Origin of the sequence: Actinacidiphila cocklensis (assembly GCF_907177275.1) — a bacterium.
Classification (GTDB): Bacteria; Actinomycetota; Actinomycetes; order Streptomycetales; family Streptomycetaceae; genus Actinacidiphila; species Actinacidiphila cocklensis.
This window is the reverse complement of the sequence record NZ_CAJSLV010000001.1, coordinates 395075-415344: the sequence shown is the minus strand read 5'-3', so window position 1 is coordinate 415344 and position 20270 is coordinate 395075. Positions and strand designations below refer to the sequence as shown.

At 71.7% G+C, this 20270-nt stretch carries 20 protein-coding genes; 4 read left to right on the top strand and 16 right to left on the bottom strand.

Annotated elements, in window-relative coordinates:
• Window positions 1-20: 20 nt before the first annotated feature.
• From NFU81_RS01670 to NFU81_RS01660, 3 genes are all read right to left on the bottom strand, one after another.
• Window positions 21-1070 (bottom strand): magnesium transporter CorA family protein, encoded by a 1050-nt coding sequence (locus NFU81_RS01670; RefSeq protein WP_251484026.1) that lies wholly within the window; start codon window positions 1068-1070, stop codon window positions 21-23.
• 209 nt (window positions 1071-1279) lie between these two features.
• Entirely contained in the window at window positions 1280-2593 is a 1314-nt protein-coding gene (locus NFU81_RS01665) for an MFS transporter (protein ID WP_251484024.1), read from the bottom strand.
• Window positions 2594-2782: 189 nt separating this feature from the next.
• Window positions 2783-3448: a cysteine hydrolase family protein gene (locus NFU81_RS01660; protein WP_251484022.1), complete on the bottom strand. Its 666-nt coding sequence runs from the start codon at window positions 3446-3448 to the stop codon at window positions 2783-2785.
• 161 nt (window positions 3449-3609) lie between these two features.
• Here NFU81_RS01660 and NFU81_RS01655 point away from each other — a divergent pair, with 161 nt between their 5' ends.
• The 3 genes from NFU81_RS01655 (at window position 3610) to NFU81_RS01645 (ending at window position 6017) form a co-directional block, all read left to right on the top strand.
• Complete coding sequence (locus NFU81_RS01655) at window positions 3610-4182, top strand: TetR/AcrR family transcriptional regulator (protein WP_251484020.1); 573 nt, start codon at window positions 3610-3612, stop codon at window positions 4180-4182.
• Between the two features lie 113 nt (window positions 4183-4295).
• Window positions 4296-5057, top strand: a complete 762-nt coding sequence (locus NFU81_RS01650) for an SDR family oxidoreductase (RefSeq protein WP_251484019.1) — start codon at window positions 4296-4298, stop codon at window positions 5055-5057.
• 135 nt (window positions 5058-5192) lie between these two features.
• Window positions 5193-6017 carry an enoyl-CoA hydratase/isomerase family protein gene (locus NFU81_RS01645; RefSeq protein WP_251484018.1) on the top strand — a complete coding sequence of 275 codons (825 nt, stop codon included), beginning with the start codon at window positions 5193-5195 and terminating at the stop codon, window positions 6015-6017.
• A 47-nt stretch (window positions 6018-6064) separates the two neighbouring features.
• Here NFU81_RS01645 and NFU81_RS01640 read toward each other — a convergent pair whose 3' ends face one another.
• From NFU81_RS01640 to NFU81_RS01585, 12 genes are all read right to left on the bottom strand, one after another.
• On the bottom strand, window positions 6065-6910 hold the full coding sequence (locus NFU81_RS01640; protein ID WP_251484017.1) for an SDR family oxidoreductase: 846 nt from the start codon (window positions 6908-6910) through the stop codon (window positions 6065-6067).
• Between the two features lie 140 nt (window positions 6911-7050).
• The gene (locus NFU81_RS01635) at window positions 7051-7293 is read right to left on the bottom strand and encodes an acyl-CoA carboxylase subunit epsilon (protein WP_251484015.1); all 243 of its coding nucleotides are present in this window, start codon (window positions 7291-7293) and stop codon (window positions 7051-7053) included.
• Between the two features lie 71 nt (window positions 7294-7364).
• Entirely contained in the window at window positions 7365-8942 is a 1578-nt protein-coding gene (locus tag NFU81_RS01630; RefSeq protein WP_251484098.1) for an acyl-CoA carboxylase subunit beta, read from the bottom strand.
• 70 nt (window positions 8943-9012) lie between these two features.
• A complete protein-coding gene (locus NFU81_RS01625; RefSeq protein WP_251484014.1) occupies window positions 9013-10506 on the bottom strand; it encodes an FAD-dependent monooxygenase in 1494 nt (497 codons plus the stop codon).
• 108 nt (window positions 10507-10614) lie between these two features.
• Window positions 10615-12120: an FAD-dependent monooxygenase gene (locus NFU81_RS01620; protein WP_251484011.1), complete on the bottom strand. Its 1506-nt coding sequence runs from the start codon at window positions 12118-12120 to the stop codon at window positions 10615-10617.
• A 2-nt stretch (window positions 12121-12122) separates the two neighbouring features.
• Window positions 12123-13067, bottom strand: coding sequence for an aromatase/cyclase (locus NFU81_RS01615; RefSeq protein ID WP_251484010.1), 945 nt, complete (start codon window positions 13065-13067; stop codon window positions 12123-12125).
• A gap of 75 nt (window positions 13068-13142) precedes the next feature.
• Window positions 13143-13925 (bottom strand): SDR family NAD(P)-dependent oxidoreductase, encoded by a 783-nt coding sequence (locus NFU81_RS01610; protein ID WP_251484008.1) that lies wholly within the window; start codon window positions 13923-13925, stop codon window positions 13143-13145.
• Window positions 13926-13979: 54 nt separating this feature from the next.
• Window positions 13980-14252, bottom strand: a complete 273-nt coding sequence (locus NFU81_RS01605) for an acyl carrier protein (RefSeq protein ID WP_251484006.1) — start codon at window positions 14250-14252, stop codon at window positions 13980-13982.
• A gap of 83 nt (window positions 14253-14335) precedes the next feature.
• A complete protein-coding gene (locus NFU81_RS01600; RefSeq protein ID WP_251484004.1) occupies window positions 14336-15544 on the bottom strand; it encodes a ketosynthase chain-length factor in 1209 nt (402 codons plus the stop codon).
• Window positions 15541-16812, bottom strand: coding sequence for a beta-ketoacyl-[acyl-carrier-protein] synthase family protein (locus tag NFU81_RS01595; protein ID WP_251484001.1), 1272 nt, complete (start codon window positions 16810-16812; stop codon window positions 15541-15543). The genes NFU81_RS01600 and NFU81_RS01595 overlap by 4 nt, the downstream gene beginning before the upstream one ends.
• The gene (locus NFU81_RS01590; protein WP_251483998.1) at window positions 16809-17138 is read right to left on the bottom strand and encodes a TcmI family type II polyketide cyclase; all 330 of its coding nucleotides are present in this window, start codon (window positions 17136-17138) and stop codon (window positions 16809-16811) included. Before NFU81_RS01590 ends, NFU81_RS01595 begins: the two co-directional genes overlap by 4 nt.
• Before the next feature lie 420 nt (window positions 17139-17558).
• Window positions 17559-18278 carry a response regulator transcription factor gene (locus NFU81_RS01585; RefSeq protein ID WP_274037449.1) on the bottom strand — a complete coding sequence of 240 codons (720 nt, stop codon included), beginning with the start codon at window positions 18276-18278 and terminating at the stop codon, window positions 17559-17561.
• Between the two features lie 449 nt (window positions 18279-18727).
• Here NFU81_RS01585 and NFU81_RS01580 point away from each other — a divergent pair, with 449 nt between their 5' ends.
• Window positions 18728-19123, top strand: a complete 396-nt coding sequence (locus tag NFU81_RS01580) for a winged helix-turn-helix transcriptional regulator (RefSeq protein ID WP_251483994.1) — start codon at window positions 18728-18730, stop codon at window positions 19121-19123.
• A gap of 105 nt (window positions 19124-19228) precedes the next feature.
• Here the strand turns inward: NFU81_RS01580 and NFU81_RS01575 are convergent, their stop codons facing one another.
• Window positions 19229-19927: a class I SAM-dependent methyltransferase gene (locus NFU81_RS01575; protein ID WP_251483992.1), complete on the bottom strand. Its 699-nt coding sequence runs from the start codon at window positions 19925-19927 to the stop codon at window positions 19229-19231.
• Window positions 19928-20270 lie beyond the last annotated feature (343 nt).

The following is a 20270-nucleotide window of genomic DNA, read 5'->3' as shown; positions in this document are numbered from 1 at the left end:
TGAGTCCGGTCCCGGCGCTCCTAGATCCAGTCCCGCCGCCTGAACGTCACGTACAGCGCGACGGACAGCACGACCACCAGGGCTGTCGAGATCCAGAAGCCCGAATGGGCGTTGAAGCCGGGGTAGGGGACGTTCTGGCCGTAGTAGCCGGTCACGGCCGTGGGCACGGCGATGATCGCGGCCCAGCTGGTGACCTTCTTCATGATCAGGTTCATGCGGTTGCCCTGGACCGTCAGGTTGGTCTCCATGACGGTCGTGACCAGGTCGCGCAGCGACTCGGTCCACTCGGTCGCGCGCAGCACGTGGTCGTAGACGTCCTGGAAGTACGGCTGCATCGGCTCGCCGACCACGTGCAGGTCCCTGCGCAGCAGCCCGTTGACGACCTCCCGCATCGGCAGGACGACCCGGCGCAGCCGCACCAGGCTCTTGCGCAGCTCGAAGGACCTGCGCTGCACCGCCTGGATCTCGCCCGGGCTGTCCTCGAAGAGCAGGTCCTCCAGCTCCTCGATGCGGTCGTCGAGGTCCTGGACGGCGGAGAAGTGGCCGTCGACCAGGCAGTCCAGCAGCCCGTGCACGAGGAACCCCACGCCGTGCACGGCCAGTTCCGGCGCGCCGTCCCAGCGCTCGACCATCGGTTCGACGGGGCACGCCTCGCCCCTGCGCACCGTGATCAGCGCGTTGGAGGTGACGAACGCCGACACCTCGCCGGTGGTCACGGCGCCGTCGTCCGGCTCGACCGTCACCGCGTAGGCGCTCAGGAACAGGTGCGTGCGATACGTGTCGAGCTTGGGGCGCTGGTGCTCGTGCCGCGCGTCCTCCACGGCGAGGGAGTGCAGCCCGAACTCCTCGGCGATCATGTCGAAGTCCGCGGACGCGGGGTCGCACACGTCCAGCCACACCGTGCACTCCGGGTCGCCCACGTAGTCGGAGATGTCCCGCACGGGGAAGTTCTCGCGCTCCAGGTTCCCGTTCCGGTACAGCCGCGTCCGCGTACTGCTCACCGCGCCCGCGTCCCGTTCGCGGGGGCGCGAGCCGTCCGGTACGTCCGCTGCGCGTCGTTCACCGATCATGCCTTTCGGCTGTCCCGGAATCGGCTGCGCATGCGGACCGGTCGTGTGGCGCGCGGGCCGGGGCCTCGCTGCGCCACCTCGCGCCGGGGCCTACCTGCGGATGAACCCGTGGCTCCGCTCCACCTTGGCCACATGCAGCGTGTGGCTCTGGTACCGCTCCCGCACCGCCGGCCACCGGCCACCGGCCACCAGGACGGTGCGCCCGGCCGCTATCTACCCGGCGCTTCCTGTCCGGCGACCGCCGCCAGATCCGGCCCCGGCAGGGACGGACCGCCCGACGTGCCCGCGTCCATAGCGGAGTCGGCGTCGTCGGCGACCACGGACCCGCCCCGGGTCCTGCGGGTGTGCAGGGCCAGTACGACCACCGCGAGCCCGAGGAAGCCGAAGCCGCCGCCGATCGCCCCCGACCAGCCGTAGGCGGCGAAGAGCGCGCCCGCGACAGCCGTCCCGGTGGCGCCGCCGGCGAACACCGAGAACATGTACAGAGTGTTGAGCCGTGCGCGGACCTCGGGTCCCGCGGTGAAGACGCGGACCTGGTTGGCGATCTGGCCGCTGGTCGTTCCGTAGCCGAGCAGGTTGCAACCGACCAGCAGCGCGACCAGGGAGTCGCCCGCCACCAGGAACAGGGCGAGGGCCAGCGCCACCGAGGTGAGGGAGACGGCGTTGACGGCCGTCGGTCCCCACCGGTCGGCCATCCGGCCGGAGTACCGGGCGGCGAGCGCGCCGGGGACCGCGGCGATTCCGAAGAGCCCGACCGCGGCGGACCCGAGGCCTATGGGCTGCTGGGTGAGGTGGAAGGCCAGCATGGCCCAGAAGCCGGAGAACGCCGCGAAGACGAGGCCGCCCAGTGCCGCCGACATACGCAGCGCGGGGTAGCGCGGGAAGAGGCCGGGCAGCGATCCCAGGAGCCGGCGGTAGCCGGGGCTCTCGCCGGCCTCCCGGCCGGCGCCCGCCGGCATGTACCGGGGAAGGATCAGGAGCATGGCCGCCGTGGCGAGCGCCGAGAAGAGGAAGCCGGCCCGCCACGTCCCGGTGATCTCGGCGAGGACGCCGGAGACGCTGCGCGAGACCAGCGCGCCCATCGTCAGCGCGGTGCCGATCGCCCCGAGGACGCGGCCCGCCTGCCCCTTGGCGGCCATCGACACGGCGGTCGGCATGATCACCTGCGGGAGCACGGTCGTGGCGGACAGGATCAGGGCGGCCATGCTCAGCAGGGTGATCGAGGGCGCGAACGCGCCGGCGACCAGGGCGAGCGCGGTCACCGTGAGCAGCACGGCGGACAGCCGCCGCAGCCTGGCCCCGTCGGCCAGCGGGACGATCGCGACGATGCCCAGGGCGTAGCCGATCTGGCCTGCGGTCGCCACGAGACCGGCAGCCGCGGCGGAGATGTGGAAGCTGCGGGCGATCTGCTCCAGCAGGGGCTGGGTGAAGTAGATGTTCGAGACGGTGACGGCGGTGGCGGCGGCGAAGACGGGGATCGTTCCGCGCCTGGCGTTCGGCATGGCGGCTGCGGCTGTGGTCACGGTGTCCTTCCTGCGGAAGTCGGGGTGGAATGGCGGACGCGGCCCGGGGCCGCCCCTAAAGCGGCACGCCGGCGGACCTCCCGGGCGGGTGCGGGTTGCGGCCGAGCTCCAGCCGCCGGCGGCGGCCGAGGAGCTCCAGCCGCGGGCGGCGGCCGAAGAGCTCCAGCCGCGGGCGGCGGCCGAAGAGGTCTAGCCGACGAGCGCGCCCAGCTCCGCGGTGGTCACGATGGCGTGGGCGAAGGTCGGGCCGTTCAGCTCGTGGGCGGCGTGCATCATCTCGGGCTTGAACGCCGCGGTCGCGTCGCGCACCAGCGTCACGTGGTAGCCCAGCTCCATCGCGAAACGGCCGGTGGACTCGATGCAGGTGTTGGCGAGCAGTCCGGCCAGGATCACGTGGGTGACGCCGTGCTGCTTGAGCTGGAAGTCCAGGTCGGTGTTGGGGAACCCGCTCTGGCCCCAGTGCTCCTTCACCACGACGTCGCCCGGCGCGGGCTGGAAGTCGGGGTGGAACTCGCCGCCCCAGGTGCCCCTGGCGAAGGTGTGGCGCTGGGCTATGAGCCGCTGGGTGGGGTTGGGGTGGTCCCAGTTCTCGTAGTCACCCTCCTCCCAGCGGCGGTGCGGGACGAAGACCAGCGGCATCCCGGCACGCCGGCCGGTCGCGACGACGCCGCGGAGGTTGTCCAGCAGGCCCACCTCGGCCGCCATGTCCGACAGCAGGGGCCAGATCTTGCCGCCCTCGGAGAGGAAGTCGTTGTAGGGGTCGACCAGCAGGACGGCGGTCCGGCTCGGGTCGTAGGCCGCGGGCGCGGCCGTGCTCGCCGAGGTGGTCGCGGCGGCGGTGGAGCTCGTGGTCATGGTCTTCCTCAATGTGGAGTATCGTCATCATCCACATTCAGGATGATGGATGTCCTCCAAAATGGCAAGCGCCCTCTCCCCGCATCGATGTGATGTGTATGATTGCTGTCATCCAGATGGCGGCCGGCAGACCGGCCCGCCGGAGATCGGAAGGGGCAGCGGTGGGCCACTCACAAGCCGAGAAGGCCGAGTCGCGGGACCGCGTTCTGCGCATCGCGGCGCGGCGCGTCCGCGAGGAGGGCATGGAGCAGCCGGGCATCTCGGCGCTGATGAAGGAGGCCGGCCTGACCCACGGCGGCTTCTACAAGCACTTCGACTCCCGCGACGACCTGATGAACCAGGCCGCGGCGCGGGCCCTCGCCGACGGCGAGGAGGCGATGGCGCGGGCCGCACGGGCGAACGCCGACGTGCCCCGCGACGGGCTGATCGACGCCTACCTCGGCGCGCGCCACCGCGACACCCCCGGTACCGGATGTGCCCTGGTCACCCTCGGTGAGACCGCGGGACGCGGCGGCGCCGAGATCAAGGAGGCGTACGAGAAGCAGGTGCGCGGCTACCTGGACCTGATCGGCGCGCCGGGCGGCGGGGCGGAGGACCGGGCCGACGCCATGGTCACGCTGAGTGCACTGGTCGGGGCCATGCTCATGGCGCGGGCGGTCGCCGATCCCGAGCTGTCGGACGAGCTGCTCGGCACCGTCGCCGAGCGTCTCAAGCAGGGCTCCGGGACGCCGTAGGCAGCTGCGCCGACCGGTCCCCCGGCCCTGCGGCGGACAGGCGAGGACCGGACCACCGCGTGACAATGGGTGCTGGAGCTCGACGGCGAGACCCTTTCAGGAGGTGGCAGCGCATGAGCGCGACAGCGGGCGCTTCGGGAGCCGCAGGCCCGGCCGACATGACGGGCCAGACCGTGGTGGTGATCGGCGGCAGCGCCGGGATGGGGCTGGAGACCGCCCGCCTGGCACGTGCCCGCGGCGCGGGAGTCGTGCTGGCCGGCCGCAACCCCGACCGGCTGCGGCAGGCGGCGGCCGAACTCGACGCCGCCGGCACGGCGGCCTTCGACGCCACCGACAGTGACAGCCTCAAGAAGTTCTTCGAGGAGCTGCCCGGTCCCGTCGACCACGTCATGAGCACCGCGGGCACACCCACGTACACGCCGCTGGACGGCATGGACCTCGCAGAGGCGGTGCGGGGCTTCGACGAGCGCATGGCCCTGACGCTCGGCATCGCCCTCTACAGCCGTGACAAGGTCCGCGCCGGCGGCACGCTGCTGTTCGTCGGCGGCACGGGCGGCCGCCGCCCCGGCATCGGGCTGTCCGTCATGTCGGCCATGACGGCGGCACTGCCCCCGCTCGTCGCGAACCTGGCACTGGAGATGGCGCCGGTCCGCGTGAACCTCATCGCCGCCGGATTCGTCGACACTCCCCTGTCGGCCTCGCTCCTGGGCGACCAGCTGGAGGCCCGGCGCGAGGAGTTGCGCACGAAGCTCCCCATCCGCCGGGTGGTCGGCCCCGACGACATCGCCGCCCTGGCCGTGCACCTCATGTGCAACGAGGCGGTGACCGGCGCGACTTACGACATCGACGGCGGCCAGCAGCTCATCGGGGGCTGAATCCGCCCGGGCGGGAACGCGTCCGGGCGGCCGCGCTCCAGCGCGCGTGCTGCCCCTGCACCATCAGGCGGAACTTTCCGGTCGAGAGCCTGGCGAGCCCCGTGCCCGCCGGTGCCCGCGCCTACCCTTCGCGGCATGAGCACTCCCTCGCAGTTCCAGGTGGACGAGGTGACGCCCTCCTACTGGAAGGTGACGTTCGCCAACGGGGACGTCAACCTGTACGACCCCGACAGCGTCGAGCAGCTCGCCGAGCTGGTGACCCGCATCGAGCAGGCCCCTGACCTCACCGTCGTGGTGTTCCGGAGCGCCAACCCCGACTTCTTCATGGCGCACTGGGACATGCTGTCGGACCAGGCGCGGGTGGCCGCCATGCAGCCAGGGCCGACGGGGCTGCACCCTTATGCGGACAACCTCATCCGCCTCAGCCGCGTGCCGGCCGTCACGATCACCTCGATCAACGGGCGGGCGCGGGGCGCCGGCAGCGAGTTCGTGCTGGCGACCGACATCCGCTTCGCGGGCCCCCAGGCGATCCTCGGTCAGTTCGAGGTGGCCACCGGCTCCGTCCCCGGCGGCAACCCCATGGGACGGCTGGCCCGGCTGGTGGGCCGCGGCCGCGCCATGGAGATCCTGCTGGGCGCCGACGACTTCACCGCCGAACGGGCGGCCGAGTACGGCTACGTCAACCGGGTCCTGCCCGCAGCGGAGCTGGAGGGCTTCGTGGATTCCTTCGCCCGCCGCATCGCCGGCTTCGACAAGGTGGCGGTGACTCAGGCCAAGGCCCTCATCGACGCGAGCGTGGCGGTTCCCGACGAGGAGTCCGCCGCCAGTATCGCGACCTTCTTCCGCACCTCGGGCCGCCCGGAGAACTCCCACCGGGTGCGCCGGCTCTTCGACCAGGGGCTGCAGCGCCCCGACGGCGTCGAACTCGACCTCGGCCGCCATGTCGCAGAACCGGCCTGACCCGATGCTCGCCGACGCCCCTGGGCGCCGGCTCCGCGGACGACGCGTCAGCGGAAGGCCGCGATGTTGCGGGCGGCCCAGTCCTCGAAGGAGGCCGCCGGGCGCCCCAGCAGGCGCTCGACCGCCGGGCTCACGCGCTGCTCGCTCGGCAGGGGCGTGCCGAGGAGGTCGAGCGTGCCCTCCACCACCGGCTCGGGCATGAACTGCAGCATGGCCTCGCGGGCCTGTTCGCGGGTCAGCTCGGCGAAGTGCACCGGCTCGCCCAGGGCCGCCGCGATCGCCGCGGCCTGCCGGCGCGGCGAGACGGCCGCGGGGCCGGTGAGTTCGTAGGTCCGGCCGGAGTGGCCGTGCGAGCGCAGGACGACGGCCGCGACCGCGGCGATGTCGGCGGGATCGACGACGGGCATCGCGACGTCGGGGAAGGGCGCGGCGACCGTCCGCCCGCTGCTTACGCTGCCGGCCCACGCGAAGGCGTTGGTGGCGAAGCCCGCGGGGCGCAGCACCGTCCATTCCAGGCCCGACTCCCGGAGGGCCGCCTCGAAGGCGCGCAGGCGGTCGTGCGAGACGGCCTCGGGCCGGGTCCCCGCGGCCTGCGAGGACAGCAGCACGACGCGCCGGACCCCGCTGGACTTCAGCACGTCGAGGAGGGTGGCGGGGCTCTCGCCCGCGACGTTGAGCTCACCTGCGAGCAGGAGGAAGAGGGCCTCGGCGCCCTCGGCCACGGGCCGCAGGCTCTCGGCGTCGGCCAGATCGGCCCGCCGGTGGACGACGCCCTCGGGGAGGGCGGCAGCCGGGGCGTTCCGCGAGACGGCCGTGACCTGCTCGCCGGATGCGGCGAGCAGGGGGACCAGCGACCGGCCGATGGTGCCCGTCGCTCCCGTGACCACGATCATCGGTGCCTCCCCAGCCCTGCCGCCATGTCGCGACGACCGTAACAGCACGGGCGCGGTAGGTACCTAGGGGAAAGTGACCGCCCGCCACGGGAGCGGGTGGGCGTCAGGGACGAGTCGCCCACCCGGCTACCGGTGGGGCGTCAGGGACGGGTGGCCGGGGTCGGCGGAGCGTGCCATGAGCGCGGGTCGGTGTACGGGGCGTGTCTTTCCGGGCGGTGCCACTCGGCGAGCGGGCGGACGGAGTCCGCGGGGTCGCCCGGGTCGCCGCCGAGGGCGGCGGCGCGGGCGTGCAGTACGGCCATGAGCGCGGCCACGTCCTCGGGACGTGCCTGGCCGTGGCGTACGCGCAGCAGGCCGGTGGTGTCGGTGGCCGGGAGATCCACGGGATGTCCTTCGGGTCGGCGGAATACGGCTGATGACGGGCGGGGCGGGGTCAGGCGCGGCGAGGGCCGGGTCACTGCGGCGGGTTGCCGTGCTTGCGGCTGGGCAGCGACGCGGACTTCGAGGTGAGCATCGCCAGCGTGCGGGCGAGGACGGCCCGGGTGTCCCGGGGGTCGATCACGTCGTCCACCAGCCCGCGCTCGGCGGCGAAGTACGGGTGGACCAGCTCCTTGCGGTATTCCTCGATCTTGCGCCGCCGCATCTCCTCGGGGTCGTCGGCGGCGGCGATCTCCCGGCGGAAGACGACGTTGGCCGCGCCCTCCGCGCCCATCACGGCGATCTCGTTGGTCGGCCACGCCAGGGACACGTCGGCGCCGATGGAGCGGGAGTCCATGACGATGTACGCGCCCCCGTACGCCTTGCGCAGCACCACTGACACGCGCGGCACGGTGGCGTTGCAGTAGGCGTAGAGCAGTTTCGCGCCGCGCCGGATGATGCCGTCGTGCTCCTGGTCGACGCCGGGCAGGAAGCCGGGCACGTCGACGAGGGTGACGAGCGGGATGTTGAAGGAGTCGCAGAACTGCACGAACCTCGCGCCCTTCTCGCTCGCCCTGATGTCCAGCACCCCGGCCGTGGCGGCCGGCTGGTTGGCCACGATGCCGACGACGCGGCCGTCGAGACGGGCCAGCGTGCACACCAGGTTGGGTGCCCAGCTCGCCTGCACCTCCATGTGCTCGCCGTCGTCGGCGATCTGCTCGATCACCCCGCGGACGTCGTAGGAGCGGTTGCCGTCGGCGGGAACCAGGTCGAGCAGGGCGTCGCCGGGCCGGTCGGCGGGGTCCGACGTGTCGGCGCGGGGCGGGAGTTCGCGGTTGTTCTGCGGCAGCAGCGAGAGCAGGTAGCGGACCTCTTCGAGGCAGGTCTGCTCGTCGTCGTAGACGAAGTGCGCGACACCGGAGACGCTCGCGTGGACGTCGGCGCCGCCCAGCCCGTTCTGGGTGATCTGCTCGCCGGTGACGGCCTGGACGACGTCGGGTCCGGTGATGAACATCTGCGAGGTCTCGCGGACCATGAAGACGAAGTCGGTCAGCGCCGGGGAGTAGGCCGCGCCGCCCGCGCACGGGCCGAGCATCACGCTGATCTGCGGGATGACACCGGAGGCACGGGTGTTGCGCTGGAAGATGCCGCCGTACCCGGCCAGCGCCGAGACGCCCTCCTGGATACGGGCACCGGCGCCGTCGTTGAGCGACACCAGCGGGGCACCGGCCGAGATGGCCATGTCCATGATCTTGTGGATCTTCGCGGCGTGCGCCTCGCCCAGCGCACCGCCGAAGATCCGGAAGTCGTGCGCGTAGACGAAGACCGTACGACCGTGCACCGTCCCCCACCCGGTGACGACACCGTCGGTGTACGGCCGGCGGGCCTCCAGGCCGAACCCGGTGGCGCGGTGCCGCCGCAGTGCCTCGACCTCGGTGAAGCTGTCCTTGTCGAGCAGCAGGTCGATCCGCTCGTGCGGGGTGAGCTTGCCCTTGGCGTGCTGCCGTCGCGTGGCCTCGGGGTCGGGGCCGGAGCGGGCCTGCTCCCTGATCGCCCGCAGTTCCTCGACGGAGCCCGGGGCCGGGCTCGTGGGTTCGTGTCCGTTGACGGTCATTGCGCTGGCGGTCATTCCGCCCGCCTTTCTGTGTCAGATGCGGTTGCCGGGTCGGGGGCGCGGCGGCCGGTCAGCCCGCCGCCGGTGCGCCGAACCAGCGGCGCAGCGCCGCGTCCAGCCCCTCGGCGCCGCGGTCCGCCGGCTGTCCCGACCAGGCGACGTATCCGTCCGGACGCACCAGGAGCGCGCGGGCGCCGCCGAGCGCACCGGGTTCGGCCGGCGCGGCACTGGTGAGCAGCACCCGGTCCTTCCAGCCGTCTGCGGCGGCCCGCACCTCCGGGTCGGCGGCGAGGTCGAGCAGCACCCCCTGGGCGGAGTGGAGCAGCCGGGTGGTGGTGGTCCTCCCGTCCTGGCCGGCCAGGTCCCGCGGCGGCAGCCGGCGGCCGTACAGCGGGCCGGCGGCCGCCTCGTCGCCGCCCATGTCGTAGACGACGTCGAGGCCGCTGACCAGGCCCGCCAGGTGCCGCTTGACGTCGTCGACGGCGATCAGCTCGGCGAACAGCCCGCGCAGCGGGTCGGACTCCTCGCCGCCGAGGAAGACCAGGTTCTGGGCTCGGGTGTTCATCAGCAGCCGCGCGCCCACCGGGCGGCGCTCGGAGTCGTAGGTGTCGAGCAGGTCCGCCGGTGCCCACCCCTGCACGACCGCGGCCAGTTTCCAGCCCAGGTTGGCCACGTCCTGCACGCCGGTGCTCAGGCCCTGGCCGCCGGCCGGCAGGTGGATGTGCGCCGCGTCACCGGCGAGCAGCACCCGGCCGCGGCGGTATTCGGCGGCCTGGCGGGAGGCGTCGGTGAAGGAGCTGACCCATTCCGCGGAGCGGCCGGCCAGGGAGTCGCCGGTGATCCGCTCCCACGCGTCGGCCACCTCGGCGAAGCCGACCGTCTCGGCGCGCTCCCGGACGGGCGTGCCCTGGGGGCAGACGATGATGCGGTCCACACCGTCGTGGAGCGGGGCTGCCATCACCATGCCGCGGGGGTTCCGCTCGCCCAGGAAGCGGGGGCGTATGCCGCCGCCGACCACGTCGGCGAGGTACATCTCGCGGGTGGCGGGCGTACCGGGGAAGGCGAAGCCCGCCAGGCGCCGGACGGTGCTCTGCCCGCCGTCGCAGCCCACCAGCCAGGAGGCACGCAGCCGCTGCTCGCCGTGCGGGCCGGCCGCCACCACCTCGACGCCGTCGCCGGTGTCGGTGAGCGCGCCGACCTCCCAGCCGCGCCGCAGGTCCGCGCCCAGCTGCGTGGCCCAGTCCTCCAGTACCGCCTCGGTTTTGTACTGGGGTACGCCGCGGGCGCCGAAGTGGGCGTCAGGCAGCACCGTGTAGTCGAAGCGGACCCCGCCGAAGTGGCCCAGCGGGCTCTTCTCCAGCGGGCCGAACCGCGGCAGCAGCCCGCGCTGGTCGAGGATCTCCATCGCCCGCGCCGTGAACCCCAGTCCCCGGGACTGCCCGGTCGGCTGCGCCAGGCGCTCCAGAACGGTGACCCGGGCGCCCCCCAGCCGGAGTTCACCGGCGAGCATCAGCCCTGCCGGGCCGGCGCCGACGACGATCACGTCGGTCTCCACACGCTCCATGCCTCTCCTCCCCTGCTTCTCTGCTCGTCCGTGACTCTGCTCGTCCGGGTGCCGGTCGGTGCCCGGCGGTGCCTTTCGGGTACGCGTCCGTGCGTGCGGGTCCGCGTCTCACCGATCCGGTAGGGGTGTGCCGAACCACCGCCGGAGGACGCCCGGCACGGCGTCCTGGCCGGCTCCGGCCCAGGCCACGTAGCCGTCGGGCCGGACGACGACGGCCTCGGCGGCAAGCGTTGCCGTCGCGGCGCGGGACGGCCGTACGGCGACGGTGGTGACCCGGCCCGACCACGCCTGCGCGAGCCGCTGCATGCCGGGGCGACCGACCAGGTCGAGCAGCAGCCCGCCGCCGGGACGCAGAAGCTCCGCGGTCGTGGCGGGGCCGGTGGCGGTGTCCAGCTCCAGGTCCGGCAGCCGGGCGCCGGTCAGCGGGTGACCGGGCTCCGGGTCGGCCGGGTAGCGGATGTCCAGGCCGCTGATCATGCCCGCCAGGTGCTCCCGGGCGCCTTCGGCGGCGAGCAGCTCGGCCAGCAGCGCCCGCACCGGTTCCACCTCCGGGCCGCCGAGCAGCAGCAGGCCCTGGGCGCGGATGTTCGCCAGCACCCGGCTGCCGACCGCGTGCCGTTCGGCGTGGTAGGTGTCCACCAGCCCCTCGACCCGGTGCGGGCCGACCTCCAGGGCGAGCTTCCATCCCAGGTTCGCCGCGTCCTGGAGGCCGAGGTTGAGGGCCTGCCCGCCGCTGGGCATCTGCACGTGGGCCGCGTCGCCCGCGAACAGCACCCGGCCGTGGCGGTACGAGGCGAGCTGCCGGTTGGCGTCGTCGAAGGCGTTCACCCACACCGGGCGGCCGTGCCCGATGTCCTCGCCGGTGACGTGCCGCCAGGTCTCGACGACCTCGGCGAAGCCGGGCTCGCCGGTCCGCCGTCCCGCGGGGCGGCCGAAGGCGTGCACCATCACCCGGGTCACCCCGCCGGGCATCCGCGAGGCGATCGCCAGGCCGTTCGGCAGCCGCTCGAACCGCCGGTCGGCGACGGCGATGCCCTCGACGTCGGCCCGCAGCAGCTCCCGGACGGCGGCGCGGCCGGGGAAGTCCGCCCCGAGCAGCCCGCGGACCGTACTGTCCTGGCCGTCGCAGGCGACGACCCATGCCGCGCGCAGCCGCCGCTCGCCCTCCGGGCCGGCCGCCACCACCTCCACCCCGTCGCCGGTGTCGGTGAGCGCCCTGACCTCCCAGCCGCGCCGCAGGTCCGCGCCCAGCGACAGCGCCCACTTCTGGAGCAGCTCCTCGGTCCTGGTCTGCGGCACCTTCCACTGGCCGGGGTGCAGGGAGGGCAGCGTGAGGTCCATCGGCACCCCGCCGAAGTGGCCGCGCGGCTCGTTCGGCGGGGTGCCCAGGTCGGTGAGCAGGCCGCGGGCGTCGAACATCTCCATGGTGCGCGCGTGCAGCGTCGAGGCCCGTGACTCGGTGGTCGGTGCCTCGCGCCGCTCCAGGACCACCACCTGCGCGCCGCCCAGGCGCAGCTCCCCGGCGAGCATCAGCCCGACGGGGCCCGCGCCCACGACGACGACCTGCGTGTCGTCGGCGGCGCGGCTCCCGGCCGGATCGGTCGCTGCGGACATCGTCAGCGCGCCTTTTCTGCGTACGTCCTGGCGTGGCCGAGGGTGGCCAGGCTGTTGGTGCTGAGTGCGGAGTGCACGTAGGCCCGCGCGTCCTCGACGGTGGCCTGCGGGCCGAGCACGCCGGCGATGGTCTCCGGGTTGAGGACGACGGTGTGCTGGGAGCGGGCGACGACACCGCCGCCGGGCTGCTCCTGGAACGTCCACAGGCCGGTGTGCAGGGTGAGCAGCGCGGGCAGCGTGACCTGCTTGTAGGCGATGGAGTGGACGGGGAAGGTGACCCGGTAGGACTTGGTGGTGTGGGTGGAGCCGTCCTTGGCGACGGTGTCCATCTCCAGGGTCTGCAGGCCCTGCTCGTCCTCGTCCAGCCTGACCTTGGCCACGTGCGGCAGTCGCTCGGACCACAGGCCGGCCTCGTTGATGAAGGCGAAGGCGTCCTCGGCACGGCCGTCGATGTGGACCGAGTCCTCGAAGGAGAAGGTCAGTTCACCCGCCGCGTGGGCGGCCTCGACGTTCTGCTTGAGCGCGGCCAGCTCGGAGCGGGAGTTGCGGTCGACGGCCTGGTCGATCCAGTCCATCGAAGCGGGGTCGTCGTCGACGGCGCGGTATTCGTGCAGCAGCCGCACCAGGGCGCCGCCGGGCTGCTCCTCGATGAGCCACGCGCCGCCCATGGAGGCCACCGGCGCGACCGAGACGGTCTGCTGGAAGTTGATCCGGAGCTGCTCGGGCTGGAGGATGCGGCGCGAGGTCCAGTTCTTGGCCTCGCCGTTGGCGGTGGCCCAGATCTGGATGTACTCGTCGTGCTCGCCCTTCTGGACGTACTCGACATGGATGGTCGGCGGGAAAATCCGCGGCCAGTTGCGGACGTCGGCGATCAGCTCGTAGACGGCCTCCGCCGGGGCCGCCACCGTGATGGTGTGCTCGACCTGGCGCGGGGAGTGCGTCGTCATGCTCGGACTCCTTGGCTGTGGGAGACGGACGGGAGGTGCGGGCGTCGGGCGGGGAGGTGCCGCGACGGGGCGGCGTCAGAAGTTGCCGAGGCCGCCGCAGACGTTGATGGCCTGGGAGGTGACCGAGCCGGCCGCGTCGGAGACGAGGTAGCCGACCATGCCGGCGACCTCCTGCGGCGTGGAGTAGCGGCCGAGCGGGATCTTGGCCTGGAAGCGCTGGAGGATCGTCTCCTCGTCGGTCTCGTAGGCGGCCGCGTAGCCCTGCCGCACGCGCTGCGCCATGGGCGTCTCGACGTAGCCGGGGCAGACGGCGTTGACGGTGATGCCGGTGGGGGCCAGCTCGTTGCCCAGGGCCTTGGTGAAGCCGACGACGCCGTGCTTGGAGGCGGAGTAGGGGGCGCCGAGCACCACGCCCTGCTTGCCCGCGGTGGAGGCGATGTTGACGATGCGGCCCCACGCCTTGTCGCGCAGGCCGCCGGTGGTGAGCACCTCGCGGGTCATGCGGAAGACGCTGTTGAGGTTGGTGTCGACGACGTCGAGCCACAGCTCGTCGGTGATGTCGGCGGTGACGCCGCCGCCGCTGCGGCCGGCGTTGTTCACCAGGACGTCGACACCGCCGAACCGCTCGACCGCCCCGCGCACGAAGCGGCGCACGGAGTCCGCGGAGCGCACGTCCAGGGCGCCGCCGTCCACGTCCGCGCCCTCGGCCTGGAGTTCCTTCACGGTGGCGGCGACGCTGTCGGCGGTGCGCGCCCCGATGTAGACCCGCAGGCCCTGTCCGGCGAGTTGCCGGGCGGAGGCCAGGCCGATGCCGCTGGTGGCGCCCGTGACCAGGGCGACCCGTTGCTGCTGAGACATGCTGGTACCCGCTTTCGCTGATGCGTCGTGAGGTGGCGTGCGGTCGTGGGGGTCTCAGACGGAGTCGGCGGGCGCCGACAGCCGGTCGTTCACGGCGTCGATCAGCCGCCGCGGCGTCGCGCCGTCGGTCAGCTCCTCGTCGTCGAGACTGACGCCGTACTCGCGCTCGATCCGGCTGCTGGTCTCCAGCAGGGCGAGGGACTCGTAGCCGAGCTCGTCGAAGCCGAGGTCGAGGATCTCGCCGTCGAGGTCCACGGCGTCGTCGGCGCCCGCGCCCTCCAGCAGGATTCGCCTGAGGTCGTCGAGGGTGAAGTGTCGGGTCTCCATGAGAGGGGGTCTGCCTTTCCTTCGTAGGGGGCGACGAGTCGCGTCCGCCAGGTGGCGGGGTACGGGTACGGGGTGCGGCCGGGTCACACCGAGCGGACCAGCAGCGCCGAGTTGAAGCCGCCCTCGCCGCGGGCCAGCACCAGGGCGCAGTGCACCGGCGTGCTGCGCTGCTCGACGACGAGGTCCAGGTCGTATCCGGGCACGGGCTCGACGTTGACGGTCGGCGGGATCACACCGGCGTCCATCGAGAGCAGCGCCGCGGCCAGGTCGAGCGGTCCCGCGCCGGAGTAGAGGCGGCCGGTCATGGTCTTGGGCGCGGTGACCGCCACCCCGCGCGGCCCGAACACCGCGCGGAGCGCCGCGGCCTCGGCCCGGTCCAGCTCGGGTACGGCGGCGGCGTCGGCGAAGACCACGTCCACCTCGCCGGGCTCCACCCCCGCGTCGGCCAGCGCCAGTTCGACGGCCCTGCGCAGGCCGGGCTCCCGGCCGCTGTCCGGGCGCGGGTCGAAGGTGGCGCCGTAGCCGGCGATCTCGCCGTAGACGTGGGCGCCGCGCACGACCGCGGACTCCTCGGATTCGAGTACGACGATCGCACCGCCCTCGCCGGGCACGTGCCCGGCGGCCGCCGCGTCGAACGGCAGGTAGGCACGGTCGACGCACTCGCTGGTGCTCAGCCGGCCGCCCGCCAGCTGCGCCACCCATCCCCACGGGCAGATGGAGGCGTCGATCGCCCCGGACACGACGAGCGGGGTGCCCCGCCGGATCTGCCGGCGGGCCTGCGCGACGGCGTCCAGGCCGCCCGCCTGGTCGCTCACGACCACGCTGCTCGGGCCCTTCATCCCGTTGCGGATGGAGATCTGGCCGCTGTTGACGGCGTAGAACCAGGCGAAGGACTGGTACGCGCTGACGTACTGGCTCCCCTGGCTCCACAGGGCCTGCAGCTCGCCCTGGCCGAACTCGAAGCCGCCGGAGGAGCTCGCGGTGACGACGCCCATGTCGAAGGCGGGGATCTCCGCCGGGCGCACACCCGCGTCCTCCAGCGCCCAGTCCGCGGCCGCCAGCGCCAGCCGGGTCATCCGGTCGGTCTGCGGCAGCAGGCGGCCCGGCAGGTGGTCCTCCGCGGTGAACCCGGGGACCTCGCCGGCCAGCCTGGCCGGGTAGTTCGTGGGGTCGAAGCGGGTGACCAGGCCGATGCCGGACTTGCCGCTGCGGGTGTTGTCCCAGAAGTCCGCGGTGCCCAGGCCGTTGGGCGAGGCTACGCCCAGGCCGGTCACCACCGTCTTCCCGGTCATGTGACCGTCCTCTCGGGTCGCGCGAGCACCATGGCGCTCTGGAATCCACCGAATCCGCTACCGACGGTCAGCACCGCGTCCGTGCGCTGCTCGCGCGCGGTCAGCGGTACGTAGTCCAGGTCGCATTCGGGGTCGGGGGTGTGCAGGTTGGCGGTGGGCGGTACGACGGAGTGCCGCATCGCCAGCACCGAGGCGGCGATCTCGATGGAGCCGATCGCGCCCAGCGAGTGGCCCACCATGGACTTGATGGAGCTGACGGGCGTCTCGTAGGCGTGCCGGCCCAGGCTCCGCTTGAAGGCGGAGGTCTCGTGCCGGTCGTTCTGCTTGGTGCCCGAGCCGTGGGCGTTGATGTAGTCGATCTGCTCGGGGTTCATCCGGGCCTCGTCCAGTGCGACCCGGATGGCCTCGGCCATCTCCGCCCCGTCCGGCCGCAGTCCGGTCATGTGGTACGCGTTGCTGCGGCTGGCGTAGCCGGCGACCTCGGCGTAGATGTGCGCGCCCCGTGCCCTGGCACGCTCCAGCTCCTCCATCACGAACACCGCGGTGCCCTCGCCGAGGACGAATCCGTTGCGGGTGCCGTCGAAGGGGCGGGAGGCGGTCGCCGGGTCGTCGTCACGCGGTGTGGTGGCCTTGATCGCGTCGAAGCAGGCGAGGGTGATGGGCGAGATCGGCGCGTCGGACGACCCGGCGATCATGACGTCGGCGGACCCCTCGCGGATCAGGTCGGCCGCGTAGCCGACCGAGTCGATCCCGGAGGTGCAGCCGGTGGAGACCACGGTGTTGGGACCCTGGGCGTCCACCGCCCATGCGACCTCGGCCGAGAAGGAGCTGGGAACCAGGAAGTTGTAGAGGTGCGGTACGGCGTAGGTGTGGTCGACCAGGCTCAGCCGGCCGCTGTCGCTCACGACGCGGTATTCCTGGTCCAGGCTCATCGTGGCGCCGACGGCGCTGCCCACGGTCACCCCGACCCGGTAGGGGTCGGTGTCGGCCAGTTCGATGCCCGAGTCCCGCACCGCGCCGCGCGCCGCGGTCACCGCGAGTTGCGCGGCCCGGTCCATGCGGCGGATCTCCTGCGGGCTGAGCCCGTGCTCCTCGGGGTCGAAGTCGATCTCGGCCGCGACCCGGGAGCGGAAGGTGGAGGCGTCGAAGAAGGTGATGCCACGGGTCGCCGTACGCCCGTTGCTGATCAGGTCCCAGAAGGCGTCGACGCCGACACCGCCGGGGGCCAGGACCTCGATGCCCGTGATCACCACGCGGCGAGCGGTCATGCGCCGGCCTCCCAGTCGTAGAAGCGGGTGGCCATGGCGTCGGCCGGGGACCGCCAGGTGGCCGGGTCGTACGCCTCGATGTGCGGCTTGAGGTCCTCGCTGATCCGGATGAACCGCTCGTCGTTCCTGGCCTGTTCGATGCGGGTGCCGCCGTTGTCGGCGTCGAAGTCCTGGAGGTGGAAGTACAGGCCCCGGTAGTGGAAGAGCTGCCGCCTGCGGGTACCCATCAGGTGCGGCATCTCCGTCCGGTCGAAGTCGCCGAAGAGCCGCGCGACGTCCTCGCCCGATCCGGGGTGCATCCGAGCCACGATCAGGGTGCTGTGCATGGTGTTCTCCTTCGCTGCCGCGCGCCCCTCCCGGAGAGCGTGAAATCGGTCGGATTCCATGGTCGAGCCCGGCCCCGGCACCGTTCAAGGCACGCCTATTCAGCCTTCGGTCGGGAATTGCATGAGGGGAGAGGGTTTGTGGCCGCTTCGCCAGACGGACGTCAGAAGAGCGTCAAATCGCGAGGTGAAGCAGATGCCTGCGCACGCCGTCGGAGCGCACGAAAGGGCGGCCCCTGACACACCAGGGCCGCCCTTTGTTACGGACAGGTTTCCGCCCGTTGAATACTTCAGAACATAGGGTACGATGGGATTATTCTGCCGGGGGAAGCAACATCACACCCGGGGTCGCAGAACGCCGCGGAAAAACTGCGGCAGCGCAGAAGAACGAAGCCGCCGGGCTATCGGCCGGCAGATCTGGAATCAAGCATGACCGAGCCGGAATCCGACTCCCCGAACAGTAATGATCCAGTCGCTTCCCCCGAGTTTGGCACGCAGGCTGCTCACGTGCGTGTCGACAGTTCTCCGGGACCAGGAATCGCCCCATACCTGCTGCATTATCCGTTTGCGCGGAACGACGGTTCGCGGATTTGATGCGAGAAGACAGAGCAGGTCGAACTCCTTGCGCGTGACGTCGACCTCCCGGCCGTCCAGGCTGACTTCCCGCAGGCCGACGTCGATGCGGAGGGACCCGTGGGAGATCACCTTCGCGCTCTGCGGCTGCACCTGGACCCGCCGCATGACCGCCTCCATGCGCGCGATCAACTCCCGGCAGCCGTAGGGCTTGACCATGTAGTCGTCGGCGCCGGCCTGCAGTCCGAGCACACGGTCGAGTTCGCTTCCCCACGACGTCACCGCGATCACCGCGACATCCGAGACCATGCGGATGCAGCGACATACTTCCAGTCCGTCGATGTCCGGTAGCTCTAAATCGATCAGGATGATGTCGATGTCCTCACACGCCTGAAGCGCGGCCGAACCGGTGTGGACCCCCTCGACCTGATAGCCGTGCCGGCTCAGGTCGGCCTGCAGGGTTTCCATGGCCCGCTGGTCCTTCTCCACCACCAGGACGCGCCATGGTCCGGGCGGACTGTGAAACGACTTTAAACCGCGGGTTCCGGCCGTTACGGTGCGCTGACTCATTAAGCCCCCCATAACTTGTCCAGTCTGCTGCACAGTTCAGGCAAGCCTACAAACCGGCACGTCGGTTTGTCAATAAACTACTGGCCAGTGCACACAGTGTGCAATTATCGTGAAGAGCACCGCAACGGCAGCCCGTACTTACGTCATGGATAGCCCCGCCGAACTGGGCTTTTCCAGGATCTTCCGCCCCGGATGCAAGCCCCTTGACCTGCAACCAGGCGGTGCGGTAATTACGAACGGCGGCGGCCACACTGCCTTTTTTCGGCCATGATCGTCGGACCACCCGCGATCAGATGGACACCCCTCACCGGACAAGGGTAGCTTGAGACGGCACGGAGAATTGATCTCACCTAGCGGGCAGCGGGTCATATAAGCGTCCGCGCCGTGCGCCCGTACAGGCTCAGCGTTCGCGTTCGGGATGCTCGTCACCCGGGAAGGAAACAGCCGAAATGAACGGCGAAGTCGAGGTCGTCGAACCGCATCCCGAGGAAGCCTGCCCGATCGGTCCCGTCGTGGAGATCGTTTTCAGCCGGTGGACCACACCGATCCTGTGGACGCTGCACGCGTGCGGCCGGCAGCGCTTCGGGGAACTCGAGCGCCAGATCATGTCGGTCACTCCCAAGGTGCTGACCGACACGCTGCGGAAACTGGAGCGCGACGGACTGGTGGTCCGCACCACCCACCCGGGGGTGCCCGCGCGCGTCGAGTACGAGATCAGCGAACTGGGACAGAGCCTCGCGGGTGTCTTCGAGGTGCTCGCCAACTGGTCGGGGGACAACCTGGAGAAGGTCCGGCAGGCTCGGCTGCACTACGAGGAGCGCGAGCCCGCCCGCCTGCGCCGCTGACCGGCGCTCGGCCACCCGTGGAGAGCCCGCTCCCGGCCGTCGTGGGCAGGCCCCCGCCCCCGGCCGGGACCGTGGGGACGGGGGCCTGCGCCACCGCTCGGGGTGTCAGACCCGGTGAGCCTCGATCAGCCAGGTCGGAACGTGGATCTGGCCCTTGGAGTCGGTGTTCGGGACGACGTCGAACGTCTTGACGAAGACGTCCATGATGGCCTCGACCCCGGAGAAGGTGCCCATCTTCATGCTGGTGATCTCCCAGCCGGCGTCCGCGATGGACTTCTTGAGCTCGTCGTCCGGCACGGACATCGGGGCCGGCATGCCGCCCGGGATGTTCGCGAAGACGAGCATGTCGAGCCAGGCGCCCTCCTTCGTGACCCGGCGCAGCGCCTCCAGGTACTGCCGCCGGTCGTCGGTTTCCAGCACGTGGTAGAGCGCGCTGTCGACCACGGTGTCGAACCGGCCCTCGTACCCGGTGATCTCGGTCGCGTTCGCGACGAAGAACTCGATGTCGAAGCTCTTGTGCCGCTCCTTCGCCTGCGCGATCGCGCTCGACGAGGCGTCGAAGGCGGCGACCGTGTGGCCGCGCGCGGCCAGGTACGCGGCGTTGTCGCCCAGGCCGCACCCCGCGTCGAGGACCGAGCCGCGGATACGGCCGCGCTTCTCGAACTCGATGACGCCCGGCTGGGGTTCGCGGGTGTCCCACGGAACGCCCTTGGTGATCAGACCGGGCACCAGCTCGCCGCCGTCGTACACGATGTTGAAGTCGACGGACCCGAGATCGACGTCCACACCCTGCTGCTCGCTCATTTATTCTTCCTTTGCGTTGAGAGTTTGCCGTCGGGGGCTTGTGAGTGACACACGTCTTCCCTCGGTGAGAAATTGCTGCCGGGAAAACGCGTTCTCCACATCATCACCGGCACGCCACTGACGGGCATAGATCTCCCGTGTCAGAATCACCGCAAGTTTGTCAATTCTGTGCCCCCGCGGACCGGCCGACGACCGCCCCCGGACCCGCCGGGCCGGCGGACCCGGACCTGACGGCGCACCGGCGCCCATCAAATGCAAGGCTCTGAGCTGCGGAAACGTGATCCGGGTGGACGTCACCAGGCACTTTCCGCTTGGTAACTATCAGTAGGCGGGTGCTAGCGTC